Origin of the sequence: Polaromonas sp. CT11-55, assembly GCF_047303325.1 — a bacterium.
GTDB lineage: Bacteria > Pseudomonadota > Gammaproteobacteria > Burkholderiales > Burkholderiaceae_C > Polaromonas.
Genome location: NZ_JBKBEX010000002.1, coordinates 350,594 through 376,491, shown reverse-complemented (window position 1 = coordinate 376,491; position 25,898 = coordinate 350,594). Strand labels below are relative to the sequence as shown.

The window sequence follows — 25,898 nt, the reverse complement described above, 5'->3', positions numbered from 1 at the left end:
CTCCCGAGCCCAAGGTGGACATCGCCCTGGAACAGGAAAAGAAACGCAAACTGGTTCAGGCACAAAAGGAAGCGGAAGCCGAGCGCCTGAAAGAAAAGCAGAAGGCTGAACTGCAGGCAAAAAAAGACAAAGATGCCGAGAAACAGAGAGCCGCTGAGAAGAAAGCCAAGGAAGACTTGGCCAAACGTAAGGCGGCGGAAGACGCCAAAACACTCGAAGCCAAGCAGGACAACAAAGACGCCGCACAGCAGAAGGCAACCCAGGCCGCTGCGGAAAAATTGCGGCAGGAAAATCTCCGGCGCATCGCCGGCATGGCCGGCGCCACGGGTGCAGCCGACGCAAAAGGTCCCACGCAAAAAGCCAACGGACCTTCTACCTCCTACGGCAATATCATCAATGCGGCTATCCGACCGAACGTCGTGTTCACCGCAGATGTCGTGGGCAACCCCGTCGCCAAAGTCGAAGTGCGTGTGACCTTGGACGGCACCATCATTAGCCAGCGGCTCGTTCAGTCCAGCGGTAACAAAGCCTGGGATGATGCGGCGCTCACTGCCGTTATTCGCACGCGCGTTCTTCCTAGGGACGTCGATGGCCGGATACCTGACACCTTCTTTATTCTGGAAATGCGCGCCAAGAACTACTAGCGCCTGGAAACAGTCCTCGACTCGCCACGCATGCACTTTGGCATCCGGGCGAGCAAAGCGCCATCACTCGTAAACGATCTGCACCAGCCCCTTGTCGGCCTGCGCCATCCAGCTGGCCAGCGCCGCATCGGTCGGGAAAAACCTGGCGGCCTCGCCCAGGTGCAGCTCGGCCGTCGCGCCGCCTATCTCGTTTTGCCGCCTGAGGCTCAAGCGCACCGGCAGGCCGCGGCTGATCTCGCCCTGCTCCGACATTTCGCGGCGCGGCGGAAAATCCCTCACCATGCGCGAGATATCGGGCGCGCTGCCGTTGACGGCCACGCGCAGGTACTTGCCGAACTTGCAGCGCGCGGTTTCCAGGTCCCATACCTGGGTGACCTTGAAACGGCGCCCGAAGCGCTCCGACGCGCCCTGCAGCGTGCCCTGCACAATCACCAGTTCGTCGTCCTTGAGCAGGTTGCGGTTGGCGTTGAACAGCGCCTCGTCCACCGAGGCCTCAAGCACGTCGGTCTTGTCGTCGAGCTTGAAGATGATCAGCTTGCCGCGGTTGCCGTTGATGACGCGCAGGTCGCTCAAAATCGCGGCCAGCAGCTGCGGCTCGCGCGAGTCGATCAGGTCCTCGATCTTGCGTTTGGCGAACTGGCGCACCTCGGTCTCCACCTCGTCGAACAAATGGCCCGAAAGGTAAAAGCCGATCGCGGTTTTCTCCTGCACCAGGCGCGCCTTCACGCCGAAGGGCATGGCCTCCACCAGCGGCGGCTCCTGGGTGCTGGCGGCATGCGAGTCGCTCATGTCGAACAGCCCGCCCTGGTTGGCGTTGGCCTCGGTCGCGGCGGCGAACTCAAAGGCGCGGTCCACCGAGGCCAGCAGCGAGGCGCGGTTGAGCTGCAGGTTGTCAAAGGCGCCGCCCTTGATCAGGGCTTCCACCGTGCGTTTGTTGAGGCGGCTGCGGTCCACGCGCACGCAAAAATCATAGAGCGAGGTAAAGGGGCCGCCTTCCTTGCGCGCCGCGACAATCGCGGCAATCGCCTGCTGGCCGGTGCCCTTGACGGCGCCCAGGCCGTAGCGCACCGAGGTCGCGCTGATGGGCTCGAAGCGATAGTCGCCGCGATTGATGTCGGGCGACTCGAACTGTATGCCCATCTTCTGCGCGTCGCCGAACAGCACCTTGAGCTTGTCGGTGTCATCCATTTCCACTGTCATGTTGGCAGCGAAGAATTCGGCGGTGTAGTGCACCTTGAGCCAGGCCGTGTGGTAGGCCAACAGCGCATAGGCGGCGGAGTGCGACTTGTTGAAGCCGTAGCCCGCGAACTTTTCCATCAGGTCGAAGACCTCGTCGGCTTTCTCTTCGCTGAGGCCGCCCTCGCCCGCGCCCTTGCGGAAGATCGCGCGCTGCGCGTCCATCTCCTCTTTTTTCTTCTTGCCCATGGCGCGGCGCAGCAAGTCGGCGCCGCCCAGCGAGTAGCCGCCCAGGATCTGCGCGGTCTGCATCACCTGCTCCTGGTAGACCATGATGCCGTAGGTCTCTTCGAGGATGGCCTTGACGCGCGGGTCCGGGTATTCGGGCACTTCCTTGCCCTGCTTGCGCGCGATGTAGGTCGGGATCAGCTCCATGGGCCCCGGCCGATACAGCGCATTCATCGCGATCAGGTCTTCCAGGCGGTCCGGCTTGGCGTCCTTGAGCATGCGCTGCATGCCGATACTTTCAAACTGGAACACGGCTTCGGTCTGGCCCCGGCCGAAAAGCTCGTAGACCTTGCGGTCATTGAGCGGCAGGTCTTCGAACTTGAAGTCCTTCTGGGCCGGGTGGCGCGCGATGATGAACTCCCGGGCGATCTCCAGGATGGTCAGGGTGGCCAGGCCCAAAAAGTCGAACTTGACGAGGCCAATGGCCTCAACGTCGTCCTTGTCGAACTGGCTCACCGCGGAGTCGCTGCCCGGCTGGGCGTACAGCGGGCAGAAATCGGTCAGCTTGCTGGGCGCGATCAGCACGCCCCCGGCATGCATGCCGACGTTGCGGGTCAGGCCCTCGAGCTTTTGCGCGAGTGCCAGCAGGGTTTGCACATCCTCTTCCTTGCGCTCGCGCTCGGCCAGGATGGGCTCCTGCTCTTTCGCCTGTTCAATCGTGATGTGCTGGCCCGGTTTGTTGGGGATGAGCTTGGAAATGCCGTCGCAAAAGCCGTAGGGAAAATCCAGCACCCGGCCCACGTCGCGGATGGCAGCGCGCGCTGCCATGGTGCCGAAGGTCACGATCTGGCTCACGGCATCCTTGCCGTATTTGTCCTTCACGTAGTCGATCACGCGGTCGCGGTTGCTCTGGCAGAAGTCGATATCGAAGTCGGGCATGGACACCCGCTCCGGGTTCAGGAAGCGCTCGAACAGCAGGTTGTACTGCAGCGGGTCCAGGTCGGTGATCTTGAGCGAATAGGCCACCAGCGAACCCGCGCCGGAGCCCCGGCCCGGCCCAACCGGGCAGCCGTTGTTCTTGGCCCAGTTGATGAAGTCACCCACGATCAGGAAGTAACCGGGAAACCCCATCTTGAGGATGGTGTTGATCTCGAACTCCAGCCGCTTGACGTATTCGGGCCGCTTCTGGTCGCGCACGACCGCATCGCGGTAGAGGTGGGCCAGGCGTTCTTCCAGGCCTTCAAACGAGGCCTGGCGGAAATACTCGTCGATGGGCATGCGCACGCCGCCCACTTCGGGCGTCGGGTAGTCCGGCAGCATGGGCTTGCCGAGTTCCAGCGTGAGGTTGCAGCGCTTGGCGATCTCCAGCGTGTTGGCCAGGGCCGTGGGCACGTCGGCGAACAGCGCCTGCATTTGCCCGGTCGACTTGAAGTACTGCTCGCGCGTGAACTTGCGCACGCGCCGCGTGTTGCCCAGGATCTCGCCTTCGGAGATGCAGACGCGCGCTTCATGCGCCTCGTAGTCGTCATAGGTCAGGAACTGCACGGGGTGGGTGGCCACCACGGGCAGCTTGAGCCGCGCCGCCAGCTGGACGGCGGCGGCCACATGGCGCTCGTCATCGGGCCGCTGGGCACGCTGCAGCTCCAGGTAAAAGCGGTGCGGGAACAGGCCCGCGAAATACAGCGCGCATTCCGCGGCGCGAGCGCTGTCGCCCTGCAGCAGGGCCTGGCCCACGGAGCCGCCCTGCGCACCCGACAGCGCGATCAGGCCCTCGCCCAGTTCCTGCAGCCATTCAAGCTTGACCACCGCCTGGTCGCGCACCACGTTCTTGGTCCAGGCGCGCGTGAGGATCTCGGAGAGGTTCAGGTAGCCCTGGCGGCTTTGCACCAGCAGCAGCAGGCGGGCGGCGGGCGCATTGGCGTCCTTGCCGGGCACCTGCACCCAGATGTCGGCGCCTATCAGGGGTTTGACGCCCGCGCCCCGGGTTTCCTTGTAAAACTTGACGGTGCCGAAGAGGTTGCTCAGGTCGGTGATGGCCAGCGCCGGTTGCCCGTCTGCGGCCGCGGCGGCCACGACTTCATCGATGCGGTTGGTGCCGTCAACGACGGAAAATTCGGTGTGGAGACGCAAATGAACAAACATAGGGGTCATTTTAGGGCCGGGTCTGTCCGCTCAGGCTTCACCGGGCGGTGCAAGGCCTTGCATGCCTGCCTACAATCGATCGCATCATGCAAATCCTGAACATTGCGGCCTACAAGTTTGTCGCGCTGGACCAGCCCGATGCGCTGCAAACCAGCCTGGCGGACAGGCTGCAGGGCCATGCCATCAAGGGCACGGTGCTGCTGGCCGAAGAAGGCATCAACCTCTTCCTGGCCGGGCCAGCCGGCGATATTCATGATTTTTTGGCATGGTTGAAACAGGATGCGCGTTTTGCCGACTTGCAGGCCAAGGAAAGCTGGTCCGGCGCCCAGCCCTTTCGCAAGCTGCTGGTCAAGGTCAAGCCCGAGATCATCCGCATGAACCACCCGGCCGTGCAACCCGCGGCCGGCCGCGCGCCGGCGGTGGACGCCGCCACGCTCAAGCGCTGGCTGGACGCGGGACACGACGACACGGGCCGTCCCGTGGTGACGCTGGACACGCGCAATGACTTTGAAGCCGACGTCGGCACCTTCCGCAACGCCATCGACTGGCGCATCCGCAAATTCACTGAGTTCCCCGAGGCCCTGCAGACGCACAAACAGGAGCTGGCCGGCAAGACCGTGGTGAGCTTTTGCACTGGCGGCATACGCTGCGAGAAAGCCGCCATCCTGATGCGCGAAGCCGGGGTCGAAAACGTCTGGCAGCTCGACGGCGGCATCCTCAAGTACTTCGAGGAAAGCGGGCACGCGCATTTTGACGGCGAATGTTTTGTCTTTGATGAACGCCGCGCGCTGGACCCGGCACTCAAACCCCAGGTCAACCCGCCCGCCAAGCCTTTGAATCCGACACGCGCCACCCGACGGCCCGAAGTTTTCGGGCTGTTGTCCGACAGCTGAGCCCAAAGCCCCGTGCGAAGCTTTTGAGTCGCCCGCATCCCACAACTGCCCACGTCTGCCAGCCGTCTCTTTTTACGGTAGCCACCATGCCCACAGACACTTCCCCCATACGCCAGCAGGCCGCCCACGCCTCCCTGTCTCCACTCGCCAGGCGCTTTGTCGCCCTGCGCCAGCAGACCGAGGCGCTGATACAGCCCCTGAGCCCTGAAGACTGCCAGCTGCAGTCCATGCCCGACGCCAGTCCCGCCAAATGGCATCTGGCCCACCTGACCTGGTTTTTCGAGACCTTCATCCTCGAACGCTTTGAGACCGGCTTCACGCCTTTTGACGCCGGCTTTCGCGTGCTGTTCAACAGCTATTACAACGGTGTGGGCGACAAATACCCGCGGCCCAAGCGCGGCCTGATCAGCCGGCCCTCGCTAGATGAGGTGCTCGCCTACCGCGCCCAAGTCAACCAGCGCATGCTGGCGGTGATTGACGCGGTCGAGGCCGGCGCCGATAGCGCTCAGCAGCAGGAACTCAAGGAACTCGTGACCCTGGGCCTGCACCACGAGCAGCAGCACCAGGAACTGCTGCTGACCGACATCAAACACGCGCTGTCCTTCAATCCCGCGCGACCGGCCTATGCGAGCCGCTGGCCACTGGCCGGCATACACCCGCAGCCGGTGGAGTGGCTGCGCCATGAGGCCGGCCTGGTGGAGCATGGCTACGATGCCGCGCGCGACGGTGAATTCGCTTTCGACAATGAAACGCCGCGCCACAAAGCCTATGTGGCGGCCTTCGAGCTCGCCAGCCGGCCGGTGACCAACGGCGAGATCATGGCCTTTATCGCCGACAAGGGCTACCAGCGCCCCGAGCTGTGGCTGTCCATGGGCTGGGACTGGGTCACGGAAAACAAGGTCAGCCTGCCCTTTTACTGGCAGGATGGCGAGGGCGGCTACCAGCACTTCACGCTGCAGGGCCTGATTGAAGTGGACCCAAACACGCCGGCCTGCCACCTCAGTTATTTTGAAGCCGACGCCTTCGCGCGCTGGGCCGGCGCCCGCCTGCCGACCGAGTTTGAATGGGAGCTCGCCGCGCGCGGCCTGCCGGCCGGCGCCGCGGCCCAAGGCAATTTTGTGGAGACGTCGGCCTTCCATCCGCTGCCGCAGCAGGAAGGCAGTCGCGGCCTGCCCGCGCAGATGTTCGGCGACGTGTGGGAGTGGACGCAGTCCAACTACAACCCCTACCCCGGCTACAAGCCCTGGGAAGGCCTGGTGGGCGAGTACAACGGCAAGTTCATGTGCAACCAGTTTGTGCTGCGCGGCGGCTCCTGCGCGACGCCGCAAAGCCATATTCGCGCGAGCTACCGCAACTTCTTTCCGCCCGATGCGCGCTGGCAGTTCAGCGGCCTGCGGCTGGCGCGCGACCTGCGAAGCTGAACCGGCACGGGCTCAGTTCGCCGAGAATTTCCGCTCCGGCAGCGGGATGAATTCGGTCTCGCCGGGCACTTGCCCCATGGCCTGCGCTTCCCAGTCTTCGCCGGCCTGCACGATGCGTTCCTTGCGGCTGGAGACAAAGTTCCACCACATAAAGCGGTGCGCATCGAGCGCGTCGCCGCCTATCACCACCAGGCGGGTCGGCACACTCGCGCTGAGCTGCACCGCCGCGCCGGGCACCAAAGTCGCCAGGGTGTGCATGGCCAGGGGCTCGCCGTCCACCAGCAGGTCGCCGTCCACCAAATAAATCGCCATTTGTTCCGCGAGCGGCGGCAGCGTAAAAGGTATGCCCGCGGCCAGGGCCACGTCCAGGTACAGCGTTTTGGAAAAAGTCCTGACGGGCGAAGTCTTTCCGAAAGCCTCGCCGATCAGGATGCGCACCGCGGCGCCATCCACTGTGGTGGCCGGAATCGTCTCGGCCGGCGTGTGTGAAAAACCGGGCGCCGTTTCCTCAAACTCCTTGGGCAGGGCCGCCCACAGCTGCAGGCCGTGGTTCACGTAAGACGTACCGCGCAGGTCTTCGGGCGCGCGCTCCGAGTGCACAATGCCGCGGCCAGCCGTCATCCAGTTGATCGCGCCGGGCTCTATGCGCTGGGCCGAGCCCAGGCTGTCGCGGTGCATCATCGCACCCTCGAACAAATAGGTGACCGTCGCCAGGCCGATGTGCGGATGCGGCCGCACGTCGTGGTTGGTGCCGGGCTGCTCGGTCACCGGGCCGAAATGGTCAAAAAAGATAAAGGGGCCGACCGACTGCTGCTGCGCGGCGGGCAACAGGCGGCGCACCATAAAGCCGCCACCCAGGTCTTTGTGGTGGCCGGTCAGTTTCAACACAGTGCTCATGGCAGGCGCTCCAGTTCGGTGGTGATTTCCGTGGCGACAGTGGTCATGAGTTTGTGCACAGGGCATTTTTGCGCCACGGCGTGCAGCTCCTGCAACTGGGCGTCGCTCAGGGCGCCCTTGATCTGCAGCCTGGCCGAAAGCTTGTAGACGCCGCTGCGTTCCTGCGAGTCGTCGCGCTCTATGCGTGTGTGGATGTCCTCGACGGGGATGCCTTTTTTGCGGGCGTACCACATCACGGTCAGGGCCTTGCAGGCACCGAGTGCCGCGTCGTAGAGGTCGTGCGGGCTGGGGCCGCTGTCGGCGCCGCCTTCGGCTTCGCTGACGTCGGCGGTGAGGTCGTGGCTGCGGACATGCACCTGCTGGGCCATGGCCGCGCCGAGGTCTCGCTGGAGTTCTATGGTCATGGGGTTCCTGTGGGCAAGGAGAAAAATCAGGCGGCGAATTTCGCGGCGATGGCGGCAACACGCGCACCAAAGCTGCGGGCGGTTTCCAGGTCGCCAGGAGACATCTCGCCGGCGCCGGCATCGGAAGGCGACTGCGCGATGGCGCCGCTGTAGGAACCCAGGTAGTTGGCGTCGTTGCGCTGCGCGGCCTTGCTGTTGCTCGGCAGCATGCCCTGGCTGACCCAGATGCCGCCATGCTGCATGGCCAGGGTGAACAGGTAGTTCAGCGTGGACAGCTTGTCGCCGTTGATCGAAGCGCTATTGGTGAAGCCCGCAAAGAGCTTGTCTTTCCAGGCCTGGGTGTACCAGGGCTTGGAAGAGGCGTCGGCGAACTTCTTGAACTGCCAGCTCACATTGCCCATGTAGGTGGGCGAGCCCATGATGATGGCGTCGGCGGCATTGAGCGTCTCCCAGCCACCTTCGGGCAGGTTGCCGTCGGCGTCTATGGCCAGCAGCTCTGCGCCGGCGCCTTCGGCCACCGACTGCGCCATGCGCTGGGTATGGCCGTAGCCGGAGTGGTAAATCACGACAACTTTGGGCATTCAGGTTCTTTCGTGGCAATGGAAAAGGTAGATGAAATCTGGACCAATAAAAAAGGGCTGCAGCCCGGGGCGTGAAACCCCTCGCTGCAGCCCTGTTTGCGGATCAGCCTTTGCGCTGGCCGTCCACGCTCCAGGCGCCGCCGCCGAAAGCCGCGATGCTGAAGAGGCCGCCGGCGATGGCCATGTTCTTGAAGAACATCATCTGCTGCGTGGGGTCAGTCCAGAACGCATGGAAGATGCAGGTGATGACGACCGTGAAGACACCGATGGCCAGCGCGGCCCAGCGCGTCTGGAAGCCCACGGCCAGAAGAATGCCCAGGCCCAGTTCCACCACGATGGCGATGGCGGCGGCAACGGCCGGCAGCGGCACCCCCTTGGACGAGATGTAGCCCACCGTGCCGGCGAAGCCGGCGATCTTGGCAAAGCCGGCAGGCACAAACAGCAGGGCTATCAGCAGGCGGCCAATCAGTGAGAGGGGGTTTTGCAGGGAATTAAGCATGGTGAGTCCTTCTAAGTAAAGTTAACGGAGAAATCATGGATGAAAAAAACACTCTGGGCAAGCATGGTGTGCAGATGCTTCTCGCGCCCTCCCGGAGTGTTACCTCGTGTTGCGGTATTCGGCCTGACTTATGGTGCCAGGTCAAACACCAGCACTTCTGCGTCCTGGCCGTGGGCCAGCTGCAACGCGACTTCCGACTGCAGCATGGCGGCATCACCGGCCTTGAGCACTTTGCCGTTGACTTCAAGCTGTCCGCGGACCAGGTGCACATAGGTCTTGCGCGCTGCACTCAGTTCCAGCGTGGCGCTTTCAGCACCATCAAACAGGCCCGCATAAAGCCTCGCATCGGCATGGATCAATACCGAGCCTTTGGCGCCGTCGGGTGAGGCCACCAGGCGCAGGGCGCCGCGCTTTTCGGCATCGGCAAAGGTCTTTTGCTCATAGCTGGGTGGAATGCCGGTCACATTGGGTTCAATCCAGATCTGCAGGAAGTGCGTGGTCTGGCCGTCAGCATGATTGAACTCGCTGTGCTGCACGCCCGTGCCGGCGCTCATGCGCTGCACGTCGCCCGGCGGGATGCCCTTGATATTGCCCAGGCTGTCCTTGTGCGCGAGTTCACCGCTCAGCACATAGCTGATGATTTCCATGTTCTGGTGGCCGTGCGTGCCGAAACCGCGGCCGGCCGCGATACGGTCCTCATTGATGACGCGCAGGTTGCCAAAGCCCATGTGGGCCGGGTCGTAGTAGCCGGCGAAGGAAAAGGAATGGAAAGACTTGAGCCAGCCGTGGTCTGCGTAGCCGCGTTCGCTGGAAGTTCTTAAGGTCATCATGAGGTGCTCCTTTCAAGGTGCGTTGGACTGCGTTGTGATTCGTTGGCGATGACTCCAATGTAGGCGCGGGCCCTGCGCTTTCCATTGCTTCGCTTTGATGGCATCATTCAAATTATTTGAATCATTCTTATGGCAACGATCAACAACCGGGTACGCGACGCCCTGACGCCCGAAACCCTGAGCCTGATAGGCGCGATCCACGGCGCCGGCAGCATGGCGGCGGCGGCGCGCGAGCTGGGCCTGGTGCCCAGCGCCCTGACCTACCGGATACGCCAGGTGGAAGATGCGCTGGACGTGCTGCTCTTTGACCGCTCCTCGCGCCAGGCCAAACTGACCGAAGCCGGCAAGGAACTGCTGCGCGAAGGCAACCGCCTGCTGGCCGAGCTCGACGCCGTGGCCAACCGGGTCAAGCGTGTGGCCACCGGCTGGGAGCCGCAGCTCACGCTGGCGGTGGACAGCGTGATCTCACGCACCACGGTGATGGAGTTGTGCGAGGCGTTTTTCGCGCTGAACCCGCCCACCCGGCTGCGCCTACGCGAAGAGGCGCTGTCGGGCACGCTGGAGGCGCTCACTTCAGGCCAGGCCGACCTGGCCCTGGGCGTGGCCATAGAGCCCTCGGTCAATAGCGCGGTGCAGCACAAGACCCTGGGCAGCATCCATTTCATTTATGCGGTCGCGCCCCACCACCCGCTGGCGCAGGCCCCCGAGCCCGTGACCGACGCCATGCTGATGCCGCACCGCGCCGTGGCCGTGGCCGATTCGGTGCAGCGCGGCAGCGGCGTCACGGTGGGCCTGCTGGGCGGCCAGGACATCTTTACCGTGCCCGGCATGCAGGAAAAACTCCAGGCGCAGCTGCGCGGCCTGGGCGGCGGCTTCCTGCCGGAATACCTGGCGCGCCCCCATGTCATCACCGGCCGGCTGGTGGAAAAACGCATGCAGCGCGCCCCGCGCCAGGTGCCCATGAGCTACGCCTGGCTGCGCGCGCCCGACGGCAAGGAAGGACGCGCGCTGCAGTGGTGGCTCAAACAACTGGAGAGCGCGACCACGCGAAAAGCGCTGCTGGAGCGCGACCAGTCCCTGTGAAAACCCGTAGTCGGTTCGCAATCCGGGCGAAGAAGCCCGGCCTGCGTGTAGAGTGCAGCTATGTTTTCGTATATGGTTGAGACGTGATGACCCAGGCTGGGGGGCCGTGAATTGCATGCGAAAGCGGCAGGGCGCCTCATTCATCAACCCAAAAGCACACACAAGACATGACAAAAAACACCAGCCTCCCCCTTCCTGAATCCGCGGCCCGGCGCCGCATCGCGGTCATAGGCGCGGGCATCGCCGGCATTGCCTGCGCGCGCACGCTGGCACAGGCCGGCCACGAGGTCACCGTGTTCGAGAAAAGCCGCGAAGTCGGCGGGCGCATGGCCACCCGGGACAGCGAATTCGGCGGCTTCGACCACGGCGCGCAATATTTCACCGTGCGCGACGCGCGCTTCGAAAAAGCCCTGACCACGGTCCCCGGGCTGGTGCGGCCCTGGAGCGCCAACACCGTGCGCATCCTCGACGAGCTGGGCCGCGTCGTGGCCTCGGCACTGCCGCCCAAAGAGGCACACTGGGTCCCCACGCCGGGCATGAACGCGCTGCTGCGCCAATGGGCCCAGCCCCTGGCGGCCGCGGGCCGCCTGCTGCTGGAGACCGAGGTGCTGCGGCTGGAACGCGACAGGCTGCATCCCGAGCAATGGCAGCTGCAGACCGAGGGCCCGGGCGCCGGCAGCCTGGTGCACTCGGGCTTTGACGACGTGGTGCTTGCCCTGCCCTCGCCGCAAGCGCACGCCCTGCTGCTGAGTTCACAACAGGGCAAGCCGCTGATGGAAGCGCTCTCCAAGGTCAGCGTGGCGCCCTGCTGGACGCTGATGCTGGCCTTCCCCCAGGCCATGCAGCCCACGATGGCGCACCTGGGCCCCCACTGGAACGCGGCGCGCAGCACCCACCACCGCATCGCCTGGCTGGCGCGCGAGTCATCCAAGCCCGGCCGCAGCCCCATCGAACGCTGGACCGTGCAGGCCAGCCCCGACTGGTCGCAGCGTCACCTGGAAGACGACGCCGAACGCGTCAAGGCCAAGTTGCTCAAGGCCTTTACCGAAGTCACTGGCATACGCGCGGCGCCGCCCCATGCCGTGGTGCACCGCTGGCGCCATGCCCAGACCATGCAGCCGCTGGGCAAGACCCATGCATGGGACGCCAGATCCCGCATAGGCGCCTGCGGCGACTGGTGCCTGGGCCACCGTGTGGAAGAAGGCTTTATCTCGGGCCTTGAAATGGCCCTTGCCATAGCCTGAAAACCAGCTTCGGGAGCGCCCGCATGGAGGCCGAATACCGAGGCCGGTTCGCCCCTTCCCCGACCGGCCCGCTGCACGCAGGTTCACTCGTGGCCGCGCTGGCCAGCTGGCTGGACGCCCGCGCGCAACAGGGCCGCTGGCTGGTGCGCATCGAGGACGTTGACACGCCGCGCTGCGTGCCCGGCGCCGACCAGATCATTCTTGAACAGCTGGCCCAATGCGGCCTGCTGCCGGACGAGCCGCCCCTCTACCAATCGCAGCGCGGCGCGCTCTATCAGCAGGCGCTGGATTCGCTGGTTGCCCGCGGGCTGGCCTACCCTTGCGCCTGCACGCGCCAGGACATCGCCCGCGCGCTGGCGGCTTCAGGCCAGTCGCGCGAACGCCATGGCGAGCTTGTCTATCCAGGCACCTGCCGGGGCGGCCTGCATGGCCGTCCCGCGCGCGCCTGGCGGCTGGACACGCAAGCCGGGCCGCCTATCGACTGGCAGGACCGCCTGCTGGGCCCGCAGTCGCAGGACGTGGCCCGCGAAGTGGGCGACTTCGTGCTCAAGCGCGCCGACGGCCTGTGGGCCTACCAGCTGGCCGTGGTGGTCGACGACGCGGCCCAGGGTGTGACCGACATCGTGCGCGGCGAGGACCTGGCCGACAACACGGCGCGGCAAATCCTGCTGCAGCGCGCGCTGGGCCTGCCCTTGCCGCGCTACCTGCACACGCCGCTGGTGCTGGGCGCCAACGGCGAAAAGCTCTCCAAGCAGAACGGCGCGCAGGCGCTGGACACCTCCCAGCCGCTGGCCCTGCTGCGGCAGGCCGGCGCGGTTCTGGGCCTGCCACCAGACGGCGGCAGCGTCGCCACGCCGCAGGACTGGCTGCGGCAGGCCGTGCCCCTCTGGGCGGCCCGCCTTAAAATGGACCGGTGACAGATACAACTTCCCCCACCCCGCCCGCCACCCTCCCCGCTGACCCTGTCGAAAGCGCGGCCGCCGAACCGGGCGCTCCCCGCAACATCCGAAGCTTTGTGCGCCGCACCGGCCGCACCACCGTCGGCCAGGCCAAGGCCTTTGCCGATGTGGGCCCGCAATTCCTGCTGCCCTACACGGCGGAGCCGGCGGATTTCGAGGCCATGTTCCAGCGCTCGGCCCCCACCATCCTCGAGATAGGCTTTGGCATGGGCGAGGCCACGGCCCACATCGCCGCGCTGATGCCCGAAAAAAACTTCCTGTGCTGCGAGGTCCACACCCCCGGCGTGGGCGCGCTGCTCAAGCGCATCAGCGAACAGGGGCTGGCCAACATCCGCATCCTGCAGCATGACGCCGTTGAAGTGATAGACCACATGCTCGCGCCGGCCAGCCTGGACGGGGTGCACATCTTCTTTCCCGATCCCTGGCACAAAAAACGGCACAACAAGCGCCGCCTGATCCAGGCGCCGCTGGTCACCAAGCTGGCGACGCGCCTCAAGCCCGGCGGCTACCTGCACTGCGCCACCGACTGGCAGCCCTATGCCGAGCAGATCCTCGAAGTGCTGGCCGCAGAACCCCTGCTTCGCAACACGGCGGACCAGGCCCAGGGCGGCTATGCCCCCAAGCCGGCCTACCGGCCTTTGACCAAATTCGAAAACCGCGGCATCAAGCTGGGGCACGGCGTCTGGGACGTGGTGTTCACCCGTGTGTGAATCCATGTTTGAATGCCTGCCCGCGCCGGCGTGAACAAGCAGCCGTCCCACGGGCTGCCGACCCGCGAGGGTGTCGGCCCCAGTTGCGTAGGCCTGCCGGCGGGTAGCTGGCCCACCATCACCGATTTCCTGGTTCAGCGCTTTCCCGCGATCGCGCGCGAAACCTGGCTGCAGCGCATGCGGGACGGCCTGGTGGCCGACGAATTCGGCGTACCCGTCACGGCGCAACGCCCCTACCGCGGCCATATGCGCGTGTACTACTACCGCGCGCTGGAGGACGAGCCCCGCGTGCCCTTCGAGGCCACCGTGCTTTACCAGGACGAGTACCTGGTCGTGGCCGACAAACCGCATTTTTTGCCGGTCACGCCCTCGGGGCACTATGTGCAGGAAACGCTGCTGGTGCGCCTCAAAAACCGCCTGGGCCTGGACGGGCTGGCACCGCTGCACCGCATAGACCGCGAAACCGCCGGCCTGGTGCTGTTCTCGGTCCGGCCCGCCGACCGTGATGCTTACCAGGCCCTGTTCAGGCGCCATGAGGTGGCCAAACACTACGAGGCCATCGCGCCATGGCGTGAAGACATCGCTTTTCCGCTGCTTCGCCAAAGCCGCATCGTGCAGGGCGAGCCTTTCTTCCGCCAGCAGGAAGCGCCGGGCCCCGCCAACAGCGAGACCCATATCAGCGTGCTGCAAACCAGTGGCGGCTGGGCGCGCTATGCCCTGAGCCCCGTCACCGGCAAGAAACACCAGCTGCGTGTGCATATGCATGCCCTGGGAATTCCCATCCTCAACGACAGGATCTACCCGCCGGTGCATCCCACGCCCGACGACGACTACAGCCGGCCCTTGCAGCTCCTCGCGAAATCCATGCATTTCACGGACCCGGTGACGGGTCAACAACGGTCTTTCCAGACCCGTTTGAGCCTGCTTGCAGGCCTGCCCCCGGCAACGGGCGGCTAAGCCCTCTCCCTCTCTCCAGCCAAACCGCAGCATGCGGGTGCGCATGCCCGCGCGCAGCCGGGCCGCGTCCGCCAGCCGCGATGACAGGCTCCCGGCCTGCCCACGTCGCCTCATCCCAACGCATTTTCCCGATTCCACAGCCCCTGCAGGGCCGTCGTGAACCGCATCACGGTATTAATCCTAAAGCGGTGATTTACGTGAAATCAGTCACAAAAAATGTCAGGAAAGGAGTGAAAAATCGCGTATTAGTTACACATTGAATCACTTTTCAGGATTTTCTACGTAGAAACCGATATATCTAACGCCTCGTTGGTATGTGATTTTTTCCTCAAAAAATCAATCCAATCAATGATTTACAAGAAATTCATCGAGATTTTTCACATGCTTTTTCCTTGACCTATGGGAGAATCCTGTGAACTAGTTACATCACCTGTACATATTTTTACAAATAGAACTTAAGCAAACATCCACGGCCATACCCCTGCCCTGACCCCACCATGAACAAGTTCTACCGTACCGTCTACAGCGAGCTTCTGGGCACGTGGGTCGCCGTGTCGGAAATCTCGAGTGCGCGCGGCAAACGCAGCGGCTCCAAGGTGGTCCAGGTGGGTGCCGCAGGCGCCGTGGTGGTTGCAGGACTCTTCAGTGGCGGCGGCCTCAGCCCCGTGAGTTCGGCCTACGGGCAAACACTTCCGGAAGCCGCCTGTACCGCGGGCAATGGCGGCACGATGTACTCCGCCGCCTCGACCTGCGTGAATTACGTCAACAACACACGCATTTACGTGGATTCCCTGTCGACCTCGACGTCGACGGGCCTGAGTACCTCCACCAGCCGCCTCAACTCACTGTCAACGGGACTGAGCACCACGGACAGCCGCGTCACTTCGCTGTCCACCTCCACCTCCACGGGCCTGAGCACCGCCACGAGCAGCATCACGTCCCTGTCTACCTCGGCTTCCACCGGCATCAGTTCACTGTCCACCGGCCTGAGCACGACCAACAGCAGCGTCACCTCGCTGTCGACTTCGACATCGACCGGCCTCAGCACGGCAACCAGCGGCATCGCGTCCTTGTCGACCTCGACATCAACGGGCCTGAGCACTGCCAACAGCGGCATTACGTCGCTATCCACCGGTCTGAGCACCACCAACAGCAGCGTGGTTTCGCTGTCGACCTCCGCCTCGACAGGTATCAGCTCCCTGTCCACATCGACCTCCACAGGCTTAAGCACTGCCACCAGCGGCATCACCTCCCTGTCCACCGGGCTGAGCACGACGAATAGCAGCGTCACTTCGCTCTCCACATCGACGTCGACCGGTCTGAGCACGGCAACCAGCGGCATCACCTCGCTCTCCACCGGGCTCAGCACGACCAATAGCAGCGTCACCTCGCTGTCGACCTCGACGTCCACAGGCTTGAGCACAGCGACCAGCGGGATCACCTCGCTATCCACGGGTCTGAGCACCACCAACAGCAGCGTCACCTCGCTGTCGACCTCGGCATCGACGGGCATCAGTTCCCTCTCGACGTCTACGTCCACAGGTCTGAGCACCGCCAACAGCGGGATCACCTCCCTGTCCACAGGACTCAGCACGGCCAGCAGCGGCATCGTCTCCCTGTCCACCGGGCTGAGCACGACCAACAGCAGCGTCACTTCGCTGTCGACGTCCACCTCGACGGGTTTGAGCACGGCCACCAGCGGGATCGTCTCGCTGTCGACCGGCCTTAGCAGCGCCAACAGCAACGTGACGTCCTTGTCGACGTCGACCTCTACAGGCCTGAGCACAGCTGATAGCCGGATCACCTCCCTCTCCACCTCGGCATCGACCGGCCTCAGCACGGCAACCAGCGGCATTACCTCGCTATCCACCGGCCTGAGCACGACAAATAGCAGTGTCACGTCGCTGTCGACTTCTGCATCGACGGGCATCAGTTCCCTCTCGACCTCTACGTCCACAGGTTTGAGCACGGCCACCAGTGGCATCACGTCGCTGTCCACCGGCCTGAGCACCACGGACAGCCGTGTTACCTCGCTGTCAACCTCGACCTCCACGGGCTTGAGCACCGCAAGCAGCGGCATCACTTCACTGTCTACGGGCCTGAGCACAACGAACAGCAACGTCACCTCGCTGTCGACCTCGGCATCCACGGGACTGAGCACCGCCACCAGCGGTATCACATCCCTGTCCACAGGGCTGAGCACGACCAACAGCAGTGTCACTTCGCTATCGACGTCCACCTCAACGGGTTTGAGCACCGCAAGCAGCGGCATCATTTCGCTGTCCACGGGCCTGAGCACTACGAATAGCAGCGTCACTTCGCTGTCGACATCCGCCTCGACCGGCATCAGCTCCCTGTCCACCTCGGCATCAACCGGCCTCAGTACCGCAGACAGCCGGATCACCTCACTGTCGACCTCGACCTCCACAGGCTTGAGCACCGCCACCAGCGGCATCACCTCACTGTCCACCGGCCTGAGCACAACGAACAGCAACGTCACTTCCCTGTCGACCTCGACGTCCACGGGACTGAGCACCACCACCAGCGGCATCACTTCCCTGTCGACCGGCCTGAGCACGACCAACAGCAGCGTGACGTCACTGTCGACCTCTGCCTCGACGGGTCTAAGCACAGCCACCAGCGGCATTGCATCCCTGTCGACCTCGACCAGTTCGCTGTCCACCGGCCTGAGCACCACGAACAGCAGCGTCACCTCACTGTCGACCTCGACGTCCACAGGGCTGAGTACCGCCACCAGCGGCATCACCTCGCTATCCACCGGGCTCAGCACGACCAACAGCAGCGTCACCTCGCTGTCGACCTCGGCATCGACCGGCCTCAGCACGGCGACCAGTGGCATCGCATCCCTGTCAACCTCGACCAGTTCGCTCTCCACTGGCCTGAGCACGACGAATAGCAGCGTCACCTCGCTGTCCACATCGACCTCCACCGGCCTCAGCACGGCAAGCAGTGGCGTCATCTCACTGTCCACCGGACTGAGCAGCACCAACAGCAATGTGGCCTCGCTGTCGACCTCCGCATCGACCGGCCTTAGCACCGCCACCAGTGGCATCGCATCCCTGTCGACCTCGAGCAGTTCGTTGTCCACCGGCCTGAGCACGACCAACAGCAACGTCACGTCGCTGTCCACTTCGACATCGACCGGCTTGAGCACTGCCACCAGCGGCATCACTTCACTGTCCACCGGCCTGAGCACCACGAATAGCAGCGTGGCATCGCTGTCGACTTCGACATCGACAGGCGTCAGCTCACTCTCGACCTCGACGTCCACAGGTTTGAGCACGGCTACCAGTGGTATCACTTCTCTGTCCACGGGCCTGAGCACGACCAACAGCAGCGTCACGTCGCTGTCCACTTCGACATCGACCGGCCTGAGCACTGCCACCAGTGGCATTACCTCCCTGTCGACCGGACTGAGCGGCACCAACAGCAGCGTGGCCTCGCTGTCGACCTCGGCATCGACGGGCATCAGCTCACTCTCGACCTCGACGTCTACCGGCCTGAGCACGGCGGCCAGCGGGATCACATCGCTGTCTACTGGGCTGAGCACCACCGACAGCCGCGTCACGTCCCTGTCCACGTCGACATCGACGGGCCTGAGCACCGCCACCAGCGGCATCACTTCCCTGTCAACCGGCCTGAGCAGCACCAACAGCAACGTCACTTCGTTGTCGACCGCCAGCAGCTCGCTATCCACTGGGCTCAGCACGGCAAACAGCAACGTCACCTCGCTATCCACGGGCCTCAGCACCACCGACAGCCGCGTCACGTCGCTGTCCACTTCGACGTCGACGGGTTTGAGTACGGCCACCAGCGGCATCACTTCCCTGTCCACCGGCCTGAGCAGCACCAACAGCAATGTCACTTCGCTGTCGACCTCCAGCAGCTCGCTGTCCACTGGACTTAGCACGACCAACAGCAGCGTCACGTCCCTCTCCACGTCGACATCGACGGGCCTGAGCACCGCCACCAGCGGCATCACTTCCCTGTCCACCGGCCTGAGCAGCACCAACAGCAACGTCACTTCGTTGTCGACCGCCAGCAGCTCGTTGTCCACGGGACTTAGCACGGCTACCAGCAGCGTGGCGTCCCTGTCCACCGGCTTTAATTCCGTCTCGACAGGCTTCAGCTCCATTTCGACCGGTTTCAACTCGCTCTCGACATCGGTTTCATCCGGCCTGAGCACGACGACCAGCGGCATTACGTCCCTGTCCACCGGTCTGAGCACCACCGACAGCAGCGTCGCATCCCTGTCCACGGGCTTTAACTCCGTCTCGACAGGCTTCAGCTCCATTTCGACCGGTTTCAACTCGCTCTCAACATCGGTTTCGTCCGGCCTGAGCACGACGGCCAGCAGCGTGGTATCGCTGTCGACTTCAGCCTCGACGGGCCTGAGCACCGCCGATAGCCGCATCACCTCCCTGTCGACATCAACGTCGAGCGGCTTGAGCACCTCCGCCAGCGGCATCGTCTCGCTGTCCACCGGCCTGAGCACCACCAACAGCAGCGTCACGTCCTTGTCGACATCTGCCTCAACCGGTATCGGCTCACTATCTACCGGCTTGAGCACAGCCAACAGCAATGTCACTTCGCTGTCAACGTCCGCGTCTACAGGCATCAGTTCGCTGTCGACCGCGACCTCCACAGGCCTGAGCACGGCGGACAGCCGGATCACGTCCCTGTCAACATCGACGTCCACGGGCCTGAGCACCACGAACAGCAGCGTCACTTCCTTGTCGACCTCTGCTTCAACCGGTATCAGCTCCCTCTCCACGTCAACGTCGACCGGTCTGAGCACCGCCGACAGCCGCACAACATCCCTGTCCACATCGACATCGACCGGAATAGGCTCCTTGTCCACTTCGACCTCGACAGGACTGAGCACAACGAACAGCAGCGTGGCGTCCTTGTCGACTTCTGCATCGACCGGTATCAGTTCGCTGTCCACTTCGACGTCCACCGGCCTGAGCACGGCTACGAGCGGCATTACTTCGCTGTCGACCGGACTGAGCACCACCAACAGCAATGTCACCTCGCTGTCGACTTCAACGTCCACGGGCCTGAGCACCGCCGTCAGCGGCATCGCTTCGCTGTCGACCTCGGCCTCAACCGGTTTCAGCTCACTGTCCACCGGATTGAGCAGCACCAACAGCAACGTGACCTCGCTGTCGACCTCAACCTCGACCGGTTTGAGCACGGCTACCAGCGGCATCACCTCACTGTCGACAGGGCTGAGCACCACCGACAGCAATGTCGCGTCGCTGTCCACGTCGGCTTCGACCGGCATCGGCTCCCTGTCCACTGGACTGAGCACCACAAACAGCGCAGTCGCATCGGTGTCCACGGGTGTCAGCTCCCTGTCGACCGGCGTCAGCGCCATCTCCAGCGGCCTGGCCTCGCTGTCGACCTCGACCTCCACCGGCCTGAGCACGGCGGACAGCCGCACAACATCCCTGTCCACATCGACATCGACCGGAATAGGCTCCCTGTCCACCTCGACTTCGACAGGCCTGAGCACCGCCGACAGCCGGATCACTTCGCTGTCCACATCGACCTCCACGGGTCTGAGCACCTCCGCCAGCGGCATTACGTCCCTGTCGACGGGCCTGAGCACCGCCAACAGCAACGTGAGCTCGCTGTCGTCCTCGACATCAACCGGTTTGAGCACTGCCGCGAGCGGCATCGGCTCCTTGTCCACCGGCCTCAGCACGACTGACAGCACTATCGTGTCGCTGTCCACATCCACGTCCACTGGCGTCGGTTCGCTGTCCACCGGGCTCAGCACCACGAACAGCAATGTCACCTCCTTGTCGACGTCCACATCGACCGGCATCAGCTCACTGTCCACCTCGACCTCGACGGGCCTGAGCACCGCCGCCAGCGGCATCACCTCGCTGTCCACCGGCCTGAGCACGACCAACAGCAACGTGATCTCGCTGTCGACTTCAACATCGACCGGCCTTAGCACCGCCGACAGCCGGATCACCTCGTTGTCGACGTCCACCTCCACAGGCCTGAGCACGGCCAGCAGCGGCATAAGCTCCTTGTCGACCGGCCTGAGCACCACCGACAGCAACGTCGCATCCTTGTCGACGTCGGCTTCGACCGGCGTCGGCTCACTGTCCACCGGTCTCAGCACAACCAACAGCAATGTCGCGTCGCTGTCCACGTCGACTTCGACCGGCATGGGTTCCCTCTCGACCTCGGCCAGCTCGCTTTCCACCGGCCTGAGCACCGCCGACAGTCGGATCACCTCACTGTCGACTTCGACCTCAACCGGTTTGAGCACAGCGACCAGCGGCATTACTTCCCTGTCGACGGGCTTGAGCACCACGGACAGCAACGTCACCTCGCTGTCGACATCGGCATCGACGGGCATCGGTTCGCTGTCAACCTCGGTGTCCACCGGCCTGAGCACGACCAACAGCAATGTCGCGTCCCTGTCGACGTCCGCTTCGACCGGTGTCAGCTCCCTGTCCACCGGCTTGAGCAGCACGAACAGCAACCTTGCTTCGCTGTCGACGTCGGCGTCCACCGGCATCAGCTCCCTGTCGACCTCCACCTCCACAGGCCTGAGCACGGCGGCCAGCGGCATTGCCTCCCTGTCGACGTCGACCAGTTCGCTGTCCACCGGCCTGAGTACCACCAACAGCAACGTCACCTCGCTGTCGACGTCGACATCCACGGGCTTGAGCACCGCGGACAGCCGGATCACGTCGCTCTCCACGTCCACGTCAACCGGGTTGAGCACCGCCGCCAGCGGCATCACTTCGCTGTCGACATCGGCTTCGACCGGCATCAGTTCGCTGTCAAGCTCCGCCTCGACGGGCTTGAGCACGGCCGCCAGCGGTATTTCCTCGCTCTCCACGGGCCTGAGTACAACGGACAGCAATGTGGCATCCCTGTCGACATCCACCTCGACCGGTTTGAGCACGGCCGACAGCCGGACCACGTCGCTGTCGACCTCGACCTCCACCGGCCTGAGCACCACCAACAGCAACGTGACCTCGCTGTCATCCTCGACATCGACCGGTTTGAGCACTGCCGCCAGCGGCATCAGTTCCTTGTCCACCGGCCTCAGTACAACGGACAGCAATGTTGCGTCGCTGTCGACGTCCGCTTCGACTGGCGTCAGCTCGCTCTCCACCGGTCTGAGCACCACCAACAGCAACGTCACCTCACTGTCCACCGGATTGAGCAGCACCAACAGCAACGTCACCTCATTGTCATCCTCGACATCGACTGGTTTGAGCACTGCTGCCAGCGGTATTGCGTCGCTGTCCACTGGCCTGAGCACCACGGACAGCCGTGTTACCTCGCTGTCCTCCTCAACGTCCACAGGCCTGAGCACTGCCACCAGCGGCATTGCTTCCCTGTCGACCTCCACCAGTTCGCTGTCCACCGGCCTGAGCACCGCTACGAGCGGTATTGCTTCGCTATCCACCGGTTTGAGCACAACAGACAGCAGCGTCACGTCCCTGTCGACGTCTACTTCCACTGGCCTGAGCACGGCGACCAGCGGCATTGCGTCGCTGTCGACTTCCACCAGTTCTTTGTCCACAGGCCTGAGCACCACCAACAGCAACGTCACCTCGCTGTCGACTTCCACTTCAACGGGCTTGAGCACCGCCGCCAGCGGCATCACTTCGCTGTCGACCTCGGCCTCAACCGGTTTCAGCTCGCTGTCCACCGGATTGAGCAGTACCAATAGCAATGTCGCATCCCTGTCGACGTCGACTTCGACCGGTATTGGTTCCCTGTCGACCTCGGCCAGTTCACTGTCCACCGGCCTGAGCACGACCAATAGCAATGTGACCTCGCTGTCGACTTCCACTTCAACGGGCTTGAGCACCGCCGACAGCCGTATCACTTCGCTGTCGACCTCAACCTCCACCGGCTTGAGCACAGCGACCAGCGGCATTACTTCCCTGTCGACGGGCCTGAGCACCACGGACAGCAATGTCGCATCGCTGTCCACCTCGGCTTCGACGGGCATCGGTTCCCTGTCGACCTCGACCAGTTCGCTGTCCACCGGCCTGAGCACGACCAATAGCAATGTGACCTCGCTCTCGACCTCGACCTCGACCGGCTTGAGCACGGCGACCAGCGGCATTGCCTCCCTGTCGACCTCGGCCAGCTCGCTGTCCACCGGCCTGAGCACGACCAACAGCAATGTGACCTCGCTGTCGACCTCCACTTCGACAGGCCTGAGCACCACCAACAGCAATGTCGCATCGCTGTCCACGGGCTTCAGCTCCGTATCGACCGGTTTCAGTTCTCTCTCGACGGGTTTCAGTTCGCTGTCGACCGCCACTTCAACCGGCTTCAGTTCCCTGTCCACAGGCCTGAGCACGACCGACAGCAACCTGGTGGCGCTGTCGACCTCGACCTCGACCGGCATCGGCTCCCTGTCCACCTCGGCCTCGACGGGCCTGAGCACCTCGGCCAGCCGCATCACCTCGCTGTCGACCTCCAGCTCGACGGGCCTCAGCTCGCTTTCCACGGGCCTGAGCACCACCGACAGCAATGTCGCATCGCTGTCCACCGGCTTCAGCTCCGTATCGACCGGTTTCAGTTCTCTCTCGACCGGTTTCAGCTCGCTGTCGACCTCGACGTCGACCGGCTTTAGCTCATTGTCCACGGGCCTGAGCACCGCCGAGAGCGGGGTGGCCTCGCTGTCGACCGGTTTCAGCTCGGTGTCTACCGGCTTCAGTTCACTCTCAACAGGCTTCAGTTCCATGTCCACGGGTCTCAGCTCCCTGTCCACGGGCCTGAGCACCACGGACAGCGCCGTGGCCTCGCTGTCCACCGGTTTTGGCACGGTCTCCACCGGCTTCAGTTCCATCTCGACGGGTTTCAGCTCGATCTCCACCGGCTTTAACTCGCTCTCGACGTCCACCTCGACCGGCTTCAGCTCCCTGTCCACCGGTCTGAGCACCACGAACAGTGCCGTGGCCTCGCTGTCCACCGGATTCAATACGGTGTCCACCGGTTTCAGTTCGATCTCGACGGGCTTCAGCTCCTTGTCGACGTCCACTTCGACCGGCTTCAGCTCACTATCTACCGGCCTGAGCAGCACCAACAGCAATGTCGCCTCGCTGTCGACTTCCACCTCGACCGGTGTGAGCTCGCTGTCCACGGCCATTGATTCGCTGTCGACCTCGGGTTCGACCAGCGCCAGTTCGCTGTCGACAGGCGTGAGTTCGCTGTCCACGGGCCTGGATTCCCTGTCGACCTCGACCTCCACGGGCCTCAGTTCGCTGTCGACCGGCTTCGGCTCCCTGTCCACCGGGTTTGGATCGCTGTCCACCGGCTTTATCTCGCTGTCGACCAGTGTGGGCTCCCTCTCGACAGGCATCAGCACCACCAACAGCAATGTCGCGGTGCTGTCCACCTCGGCCTCGACGGGCATCAGCTCGCTGTCGACCGCCATCGACGGCCTGTCCACCTCGACCTCCACGAGCGCCAGTTCGCTGTCCACGGGCCTGAGCACCACCAACAGCAACGTCACTTCGCTGTCGACCTCGGCTTCGACCAGCGCCAGTTCGCTGTCGACCGGTGTGAGCTCCTTGTCCACGGGCGTCAGTTCGCTCTCGACGGGCGTGAGCTCCCTGTCCACCGGTATCAGCTCGCTGTCGACCTCAACCTCGACCGGCATCAGCTCGCTGTCCACCGGTGTCAGTTCGCTCTCGACTTCGACCTCGACAGGCATCGTTTCCCTGTCGACCAGCATTGATTCGCTGTCGACCTCGACGTCCACCGGCCTCAGTTCGCTGTCCACGGGGGTCAGTTCCCTGTCGACGGGCGTCAGCTCGCTGTCCACCGGCCTGAGCACCACCAACAGCAACGTCACCTCGCTCTCGACCTCGACGTCCACGGGCATCAGTTCCCTGTCGACCGGGCTCAACTCGCTGTCCACCTCGACGTCCACCGGTTTCAGCTCGCTCTCGACCGGCTTCAGCTCCGTTTCCACCGGCCTGAGCACGGTGAGCAGCACGGTGACCTCGCTGTCCACCTCGGTTTCCACGGGCACCAGCTCATTGTCGACCGGCCTGAGCACGGCCAACAGCAACATCACCTCGCTGTCCACCTCGACCTCCAGCGGCCTGAGCACCGCCAGTAGCGGCATCACCTCCCTGTCGACCGGCCTGAGCACGGTGGGCAATAGCGTGACCTCGCTGTCCACCGGTTTGAGCACCGCCAACAACGGCATCGCCTCACTGTCCACCGGGCTGTCGAGCGCAACCTCGGGCACCGCGGCCCTGGCCCCGCTGGTCAATGCGGCGAATTCCGCCGCGGCCAACGGCGGCTCGGTCATAGGTTCCACCGCGGGCGGCGCCGCCGGCGCCGGACTGCTCACGCAGGGCAAGTCCTTCAACGGCACGGCGATGCAGACCGTGGCCGCGCCTTCCGATTGCACGGTGGCCAACGGCGCCGACACCACGGCAACCGGCTTGTGCGCCAGCGCCGGCACGCGTGCCGGCGTGAACGGCGCGACTGCCACGACGGTGGCCACCGGCGCAACCGCCTACGGCTCACAGTCGCTGGCCCAGGACAAAAACACCACCGCCATCGGCTTCCGCGCGACGGCCACCTATGAAGGCTCGGTGGCCATAGGCTTCCAGGCCAGGGCGATTGCCGACCCGGCCACCGCCGTGGGCGCCAATTCGCTGGCCTCGGGCAATGACTCGGTGGCCCTGGGTGCCAGCGCCGAGGCCACGGCCACCCGCGCCGTGGCGCTGGGTGCCTACTCGGTGGCCGACCAGCCCAATACGGTGTCGGTGGGCTCGCCAGGCAACGAGCGCCGCATCACCAATGTGGCTCCCGGTGTTTACGCCACCGACGCGGTCAATGTCGGGCAGCTCAACGATGTCAGGCGCGTGGCCTACTCCGGCATCGCGATGAGCATGGCCATGGCCGCCACCTACATGCCCAACCTCGAGGGCGGCGAAAAAGCCCTGGGCATAGGCGTGGGCAATTACAAGGGCTACGGCGCGCTGGGCCTGAACTTCAAGGCGCTCAACAACGACGGCAAGAGCGCATGGGGCTTCGGTATCTCCACCACCGGCAAGGAGTGGGGCATGAACTTCGGCGCAAGCTGGAAGTGGCGCTAAGAGAGGGCTCCGGGAGCCGCTCTCAGTAGAATGCCCTAAGCGCCTAACACCAGCAAATGGAGCCTCCCGGCTCCCGGTGAGCGCCGCGCGGCCCC

16 protein-coding genes and 1 pseudogene are annotated in these 25,898 nt (G+C 64.1%); 10 read left to right on the top strand and 7 right to left on the bottom strand.

The genetic code is table 11. The annotated features are described in order from the left end of the window. On the top strand, positions 1-644 hold a 644-nt coding region (gene tolA, locus ACEN8I_RS03640; protein ID WP_413326370.1), incomplete at its 5' end, for a cell envelope integrity protein TolA. A 63-nt stretch (positions 645-707) separates the two neighbouring features. Here tolA and dnaE read toward each other — a convergent pair. After that, a complete protein-coding gene (gene dnaE / locus ACEN8I_RS03635; RefSeq protein WP_413326368.1) occupies positions 708-4,190 on the bottom strand; it encodes a DNA polymerase III subunit alpha in 3,483 nt (1,160 codons plus the stop codon). Positions 4,191-4,273: 83 nt separating this feature from the next. Here dnaE and ACEN8I_RS03630 point away from each other — a divergent pair, with 83 nt between their 5' ends. Together ACEN8I_RS03630 and egtB are read left to right on the top strand one after the other, a co-directional pair. Beyond that, entirely contained in the window at positions 4,274-5,083 is an 810-nt protein-coding gene (locus ACEN8I_RS03630) for a sulfurtransferase (protein WP_413326400.1), read from the top strand. An 86-nt stretch (positions 5,084-5,169) separates the two neighbouring features. Beyond that, positions 5,170-6,504 carry an ergothioneine biosynthesis protein EgtB gene (gene egtB / locus ACEN8I_RS03625; protein WP_413326366.1) on the top strand — a complete coding sequence of 445 codons (1,335 nt, stop codon included), beginning with the start codon at positions 5,170-5,172 and terminating at the stop codon, positions 6,502-6,504. Positions 6,505-6,516: 12 nt separating this feature from the next. On the opposite strand, the gene ACEN8I_RS03620 is transcribed toward egtB, so the two are convergent. The 5 genes from ACEN8I_RS03620 to ACEN8I_RS03600 form a co-directional block, all read right to left on the bottom strand. Beyond that, positions 6,517-7,401, bottom strand: coding sequence for a pirin family protein (locus ACEN8I_RS03620; RefSeq protein ID WP_413326364.1), 885 nt, complete (start codon positions 7,399-7,401; stop codon positions 6,517-6,519). After that, positions 7,398-7,805, bottom strand: a complete 408-nt coding sequence (locus ACEN8I_RS03615) for an OsmC family protein (protein WP_413326361.1) — start codon at positions 7,803-7,805, stop codon at positions 7,398-7,400. The genes ACEN8I_RS03620 and ACEN8I_RS03615 overlap by 4 nt, the downstream gene beginning before the upstream one ends. Before the next feature lie 26 nt (positions 7,806-7,831). Further along, positions 7,832-8,386 (bottom strand): flavodoxin family protein, encoded by a 555-nt coding sequence (locus ACEN8I_RS03610; protein ID WP_413326359.1) that lies wholly within the window; start codon positions 8,384-8,386, stop codon positions 7,832-7,834. Positions 8,387-8,489: 103 nt separating this feature from the next. Next, positions 8,490-8,885 (bottom strand): DoxX family protein, encoded by a 396-nt coding sequence (locus tag ACEN8I_RS03605; RefSeq protein ID WP_413326357.1) that lies wholly within the window; start codon positions 8,883-8,885, stop codon positions 8,490-8,492. 128 nt (positions 8,886-9,013) lie between these two features. After that, complete coding sequence (locus ACEN8I_RS03600; protein ID WP_413326355.1) at positions 9,014-9,715, bottom strand: pirin family protein; 702 nt, start codon at positions 9,713-9,715, stop codon at positions 9,014-9,016. A 129-nt stretch (positions 9,716-9,844) separates the two neighbouring features. Between ACEN8I_RS03600 and ACEN8I_RS03595 the strand changes: the two genes are divergently transcribed. The 6 genes and pseudogenes from ACEN8I_RS03595 to ACEN8I_RS03570 all read left to right on the top strand — a co-directional run. Beyond that, entirely contained in the window at positions 9,845-10,798 is a 954-nt protein-coding gene (locus ACEN8I_RS03595; RefSeq protein ID WP_413326353.1) for a LysR family transcriptional regulator, read from the top strand. A 167-nt stretch (positions 10,799-10,965) separates the two neighbouring features. Further along, positions 10,966-12,042, top strand: a complete 1,077-nt coding sequence (locus ACEN8I_RS03590; RefSeq protein WP_413326351.1) for an NAD(P)/FAD-dependent oxidoreductase — start codon at positions 10,966-10,968, stop codon at positions 12,040-12,042. 23 nt (positions 12,043-12,065) lie between these two features. Beyond that, on the top strand, positions 12,066-12,959 hold the full coding sequence (gene gluQRS, locus ACEN8I_RS03585) for a tRNA glutamyl-Q(34) synthetase GluQRS (RefSeq protein WP_413326349.1): 894 nt from the start codon (positions 12,066-12,068) through the stop codon (positions 12,957-12,959). Beyond that, a complete protein-coding gene (gene trmB, locus ACEN8I_RS03580; protein WP_413326346.1) occupies positions 12,956-13,711 on the top strand; it encodes a tRNA (guanosine(46)-N7)-methyltransferase TrmB in 756 nt (251 codons plus the stop codon). Before gluQRS ends, trmB begins: the two co-directional genes overlap by 4 nt. A gap of 12 nt (positions 13,712-13,723) precedes the next feature. Beyond that, complete coding sequence (locus tag ACEN8I_RS03575) at positions 13,724-14,668, top strand: RluA family pseudouridine synthase (RefSeq protein ID WP_413326344.1); 945 nt, start codon at positions 13,724-13,726, stop codon at positions 14,666-14,668. Positions 14,669-15,165: 497 nt separating this feature from the next. Continuing rightward, a pseudogene (locus ACEN8I_RS03570) lies at positions 15,166-15,297 on the top strand (ESPR domain-containing protein); the annotation flags it as partial. A 149-nt stretch (positions 15,298-15,446) separates the two neighbouring features. Here the strand turns inward: ACEN8I_RS03570 and ACEN8I_RS03565 are convergent. Next, a complete protein-coding gene (locus ACEN8I_RS03565; RefSeq protein ID WP_413326403.1) occupies positions 15,447-24,818 on the bottom strand; it encodes a hypothetical protein in 9,372 nt (3,123 codons plus the stop codon). On the opposite strand from ACEN8I_RS03565, the gene ACEN8I_RS03560 reads away from it, so the two are divergent. Then, positions 24,730-25,803 (top strand): YadA family autotransporter adhesin, encoded by a 1,074-nt coding sequence (locus tag ACEN8I_RS03560; RefSeq protein ID WP_413326398.1) that lies wholly within the window; start codon positions 24,730-24,732, stop codon positions 25,801-25,803. The two genes, ACEN8I_RS03565 and ACEN8I_RS03560, sit on opposite strands and share 89 nt — an antisense overlap. Positions 25,804-25,898 lie beyond the last annotated feature (95 nt).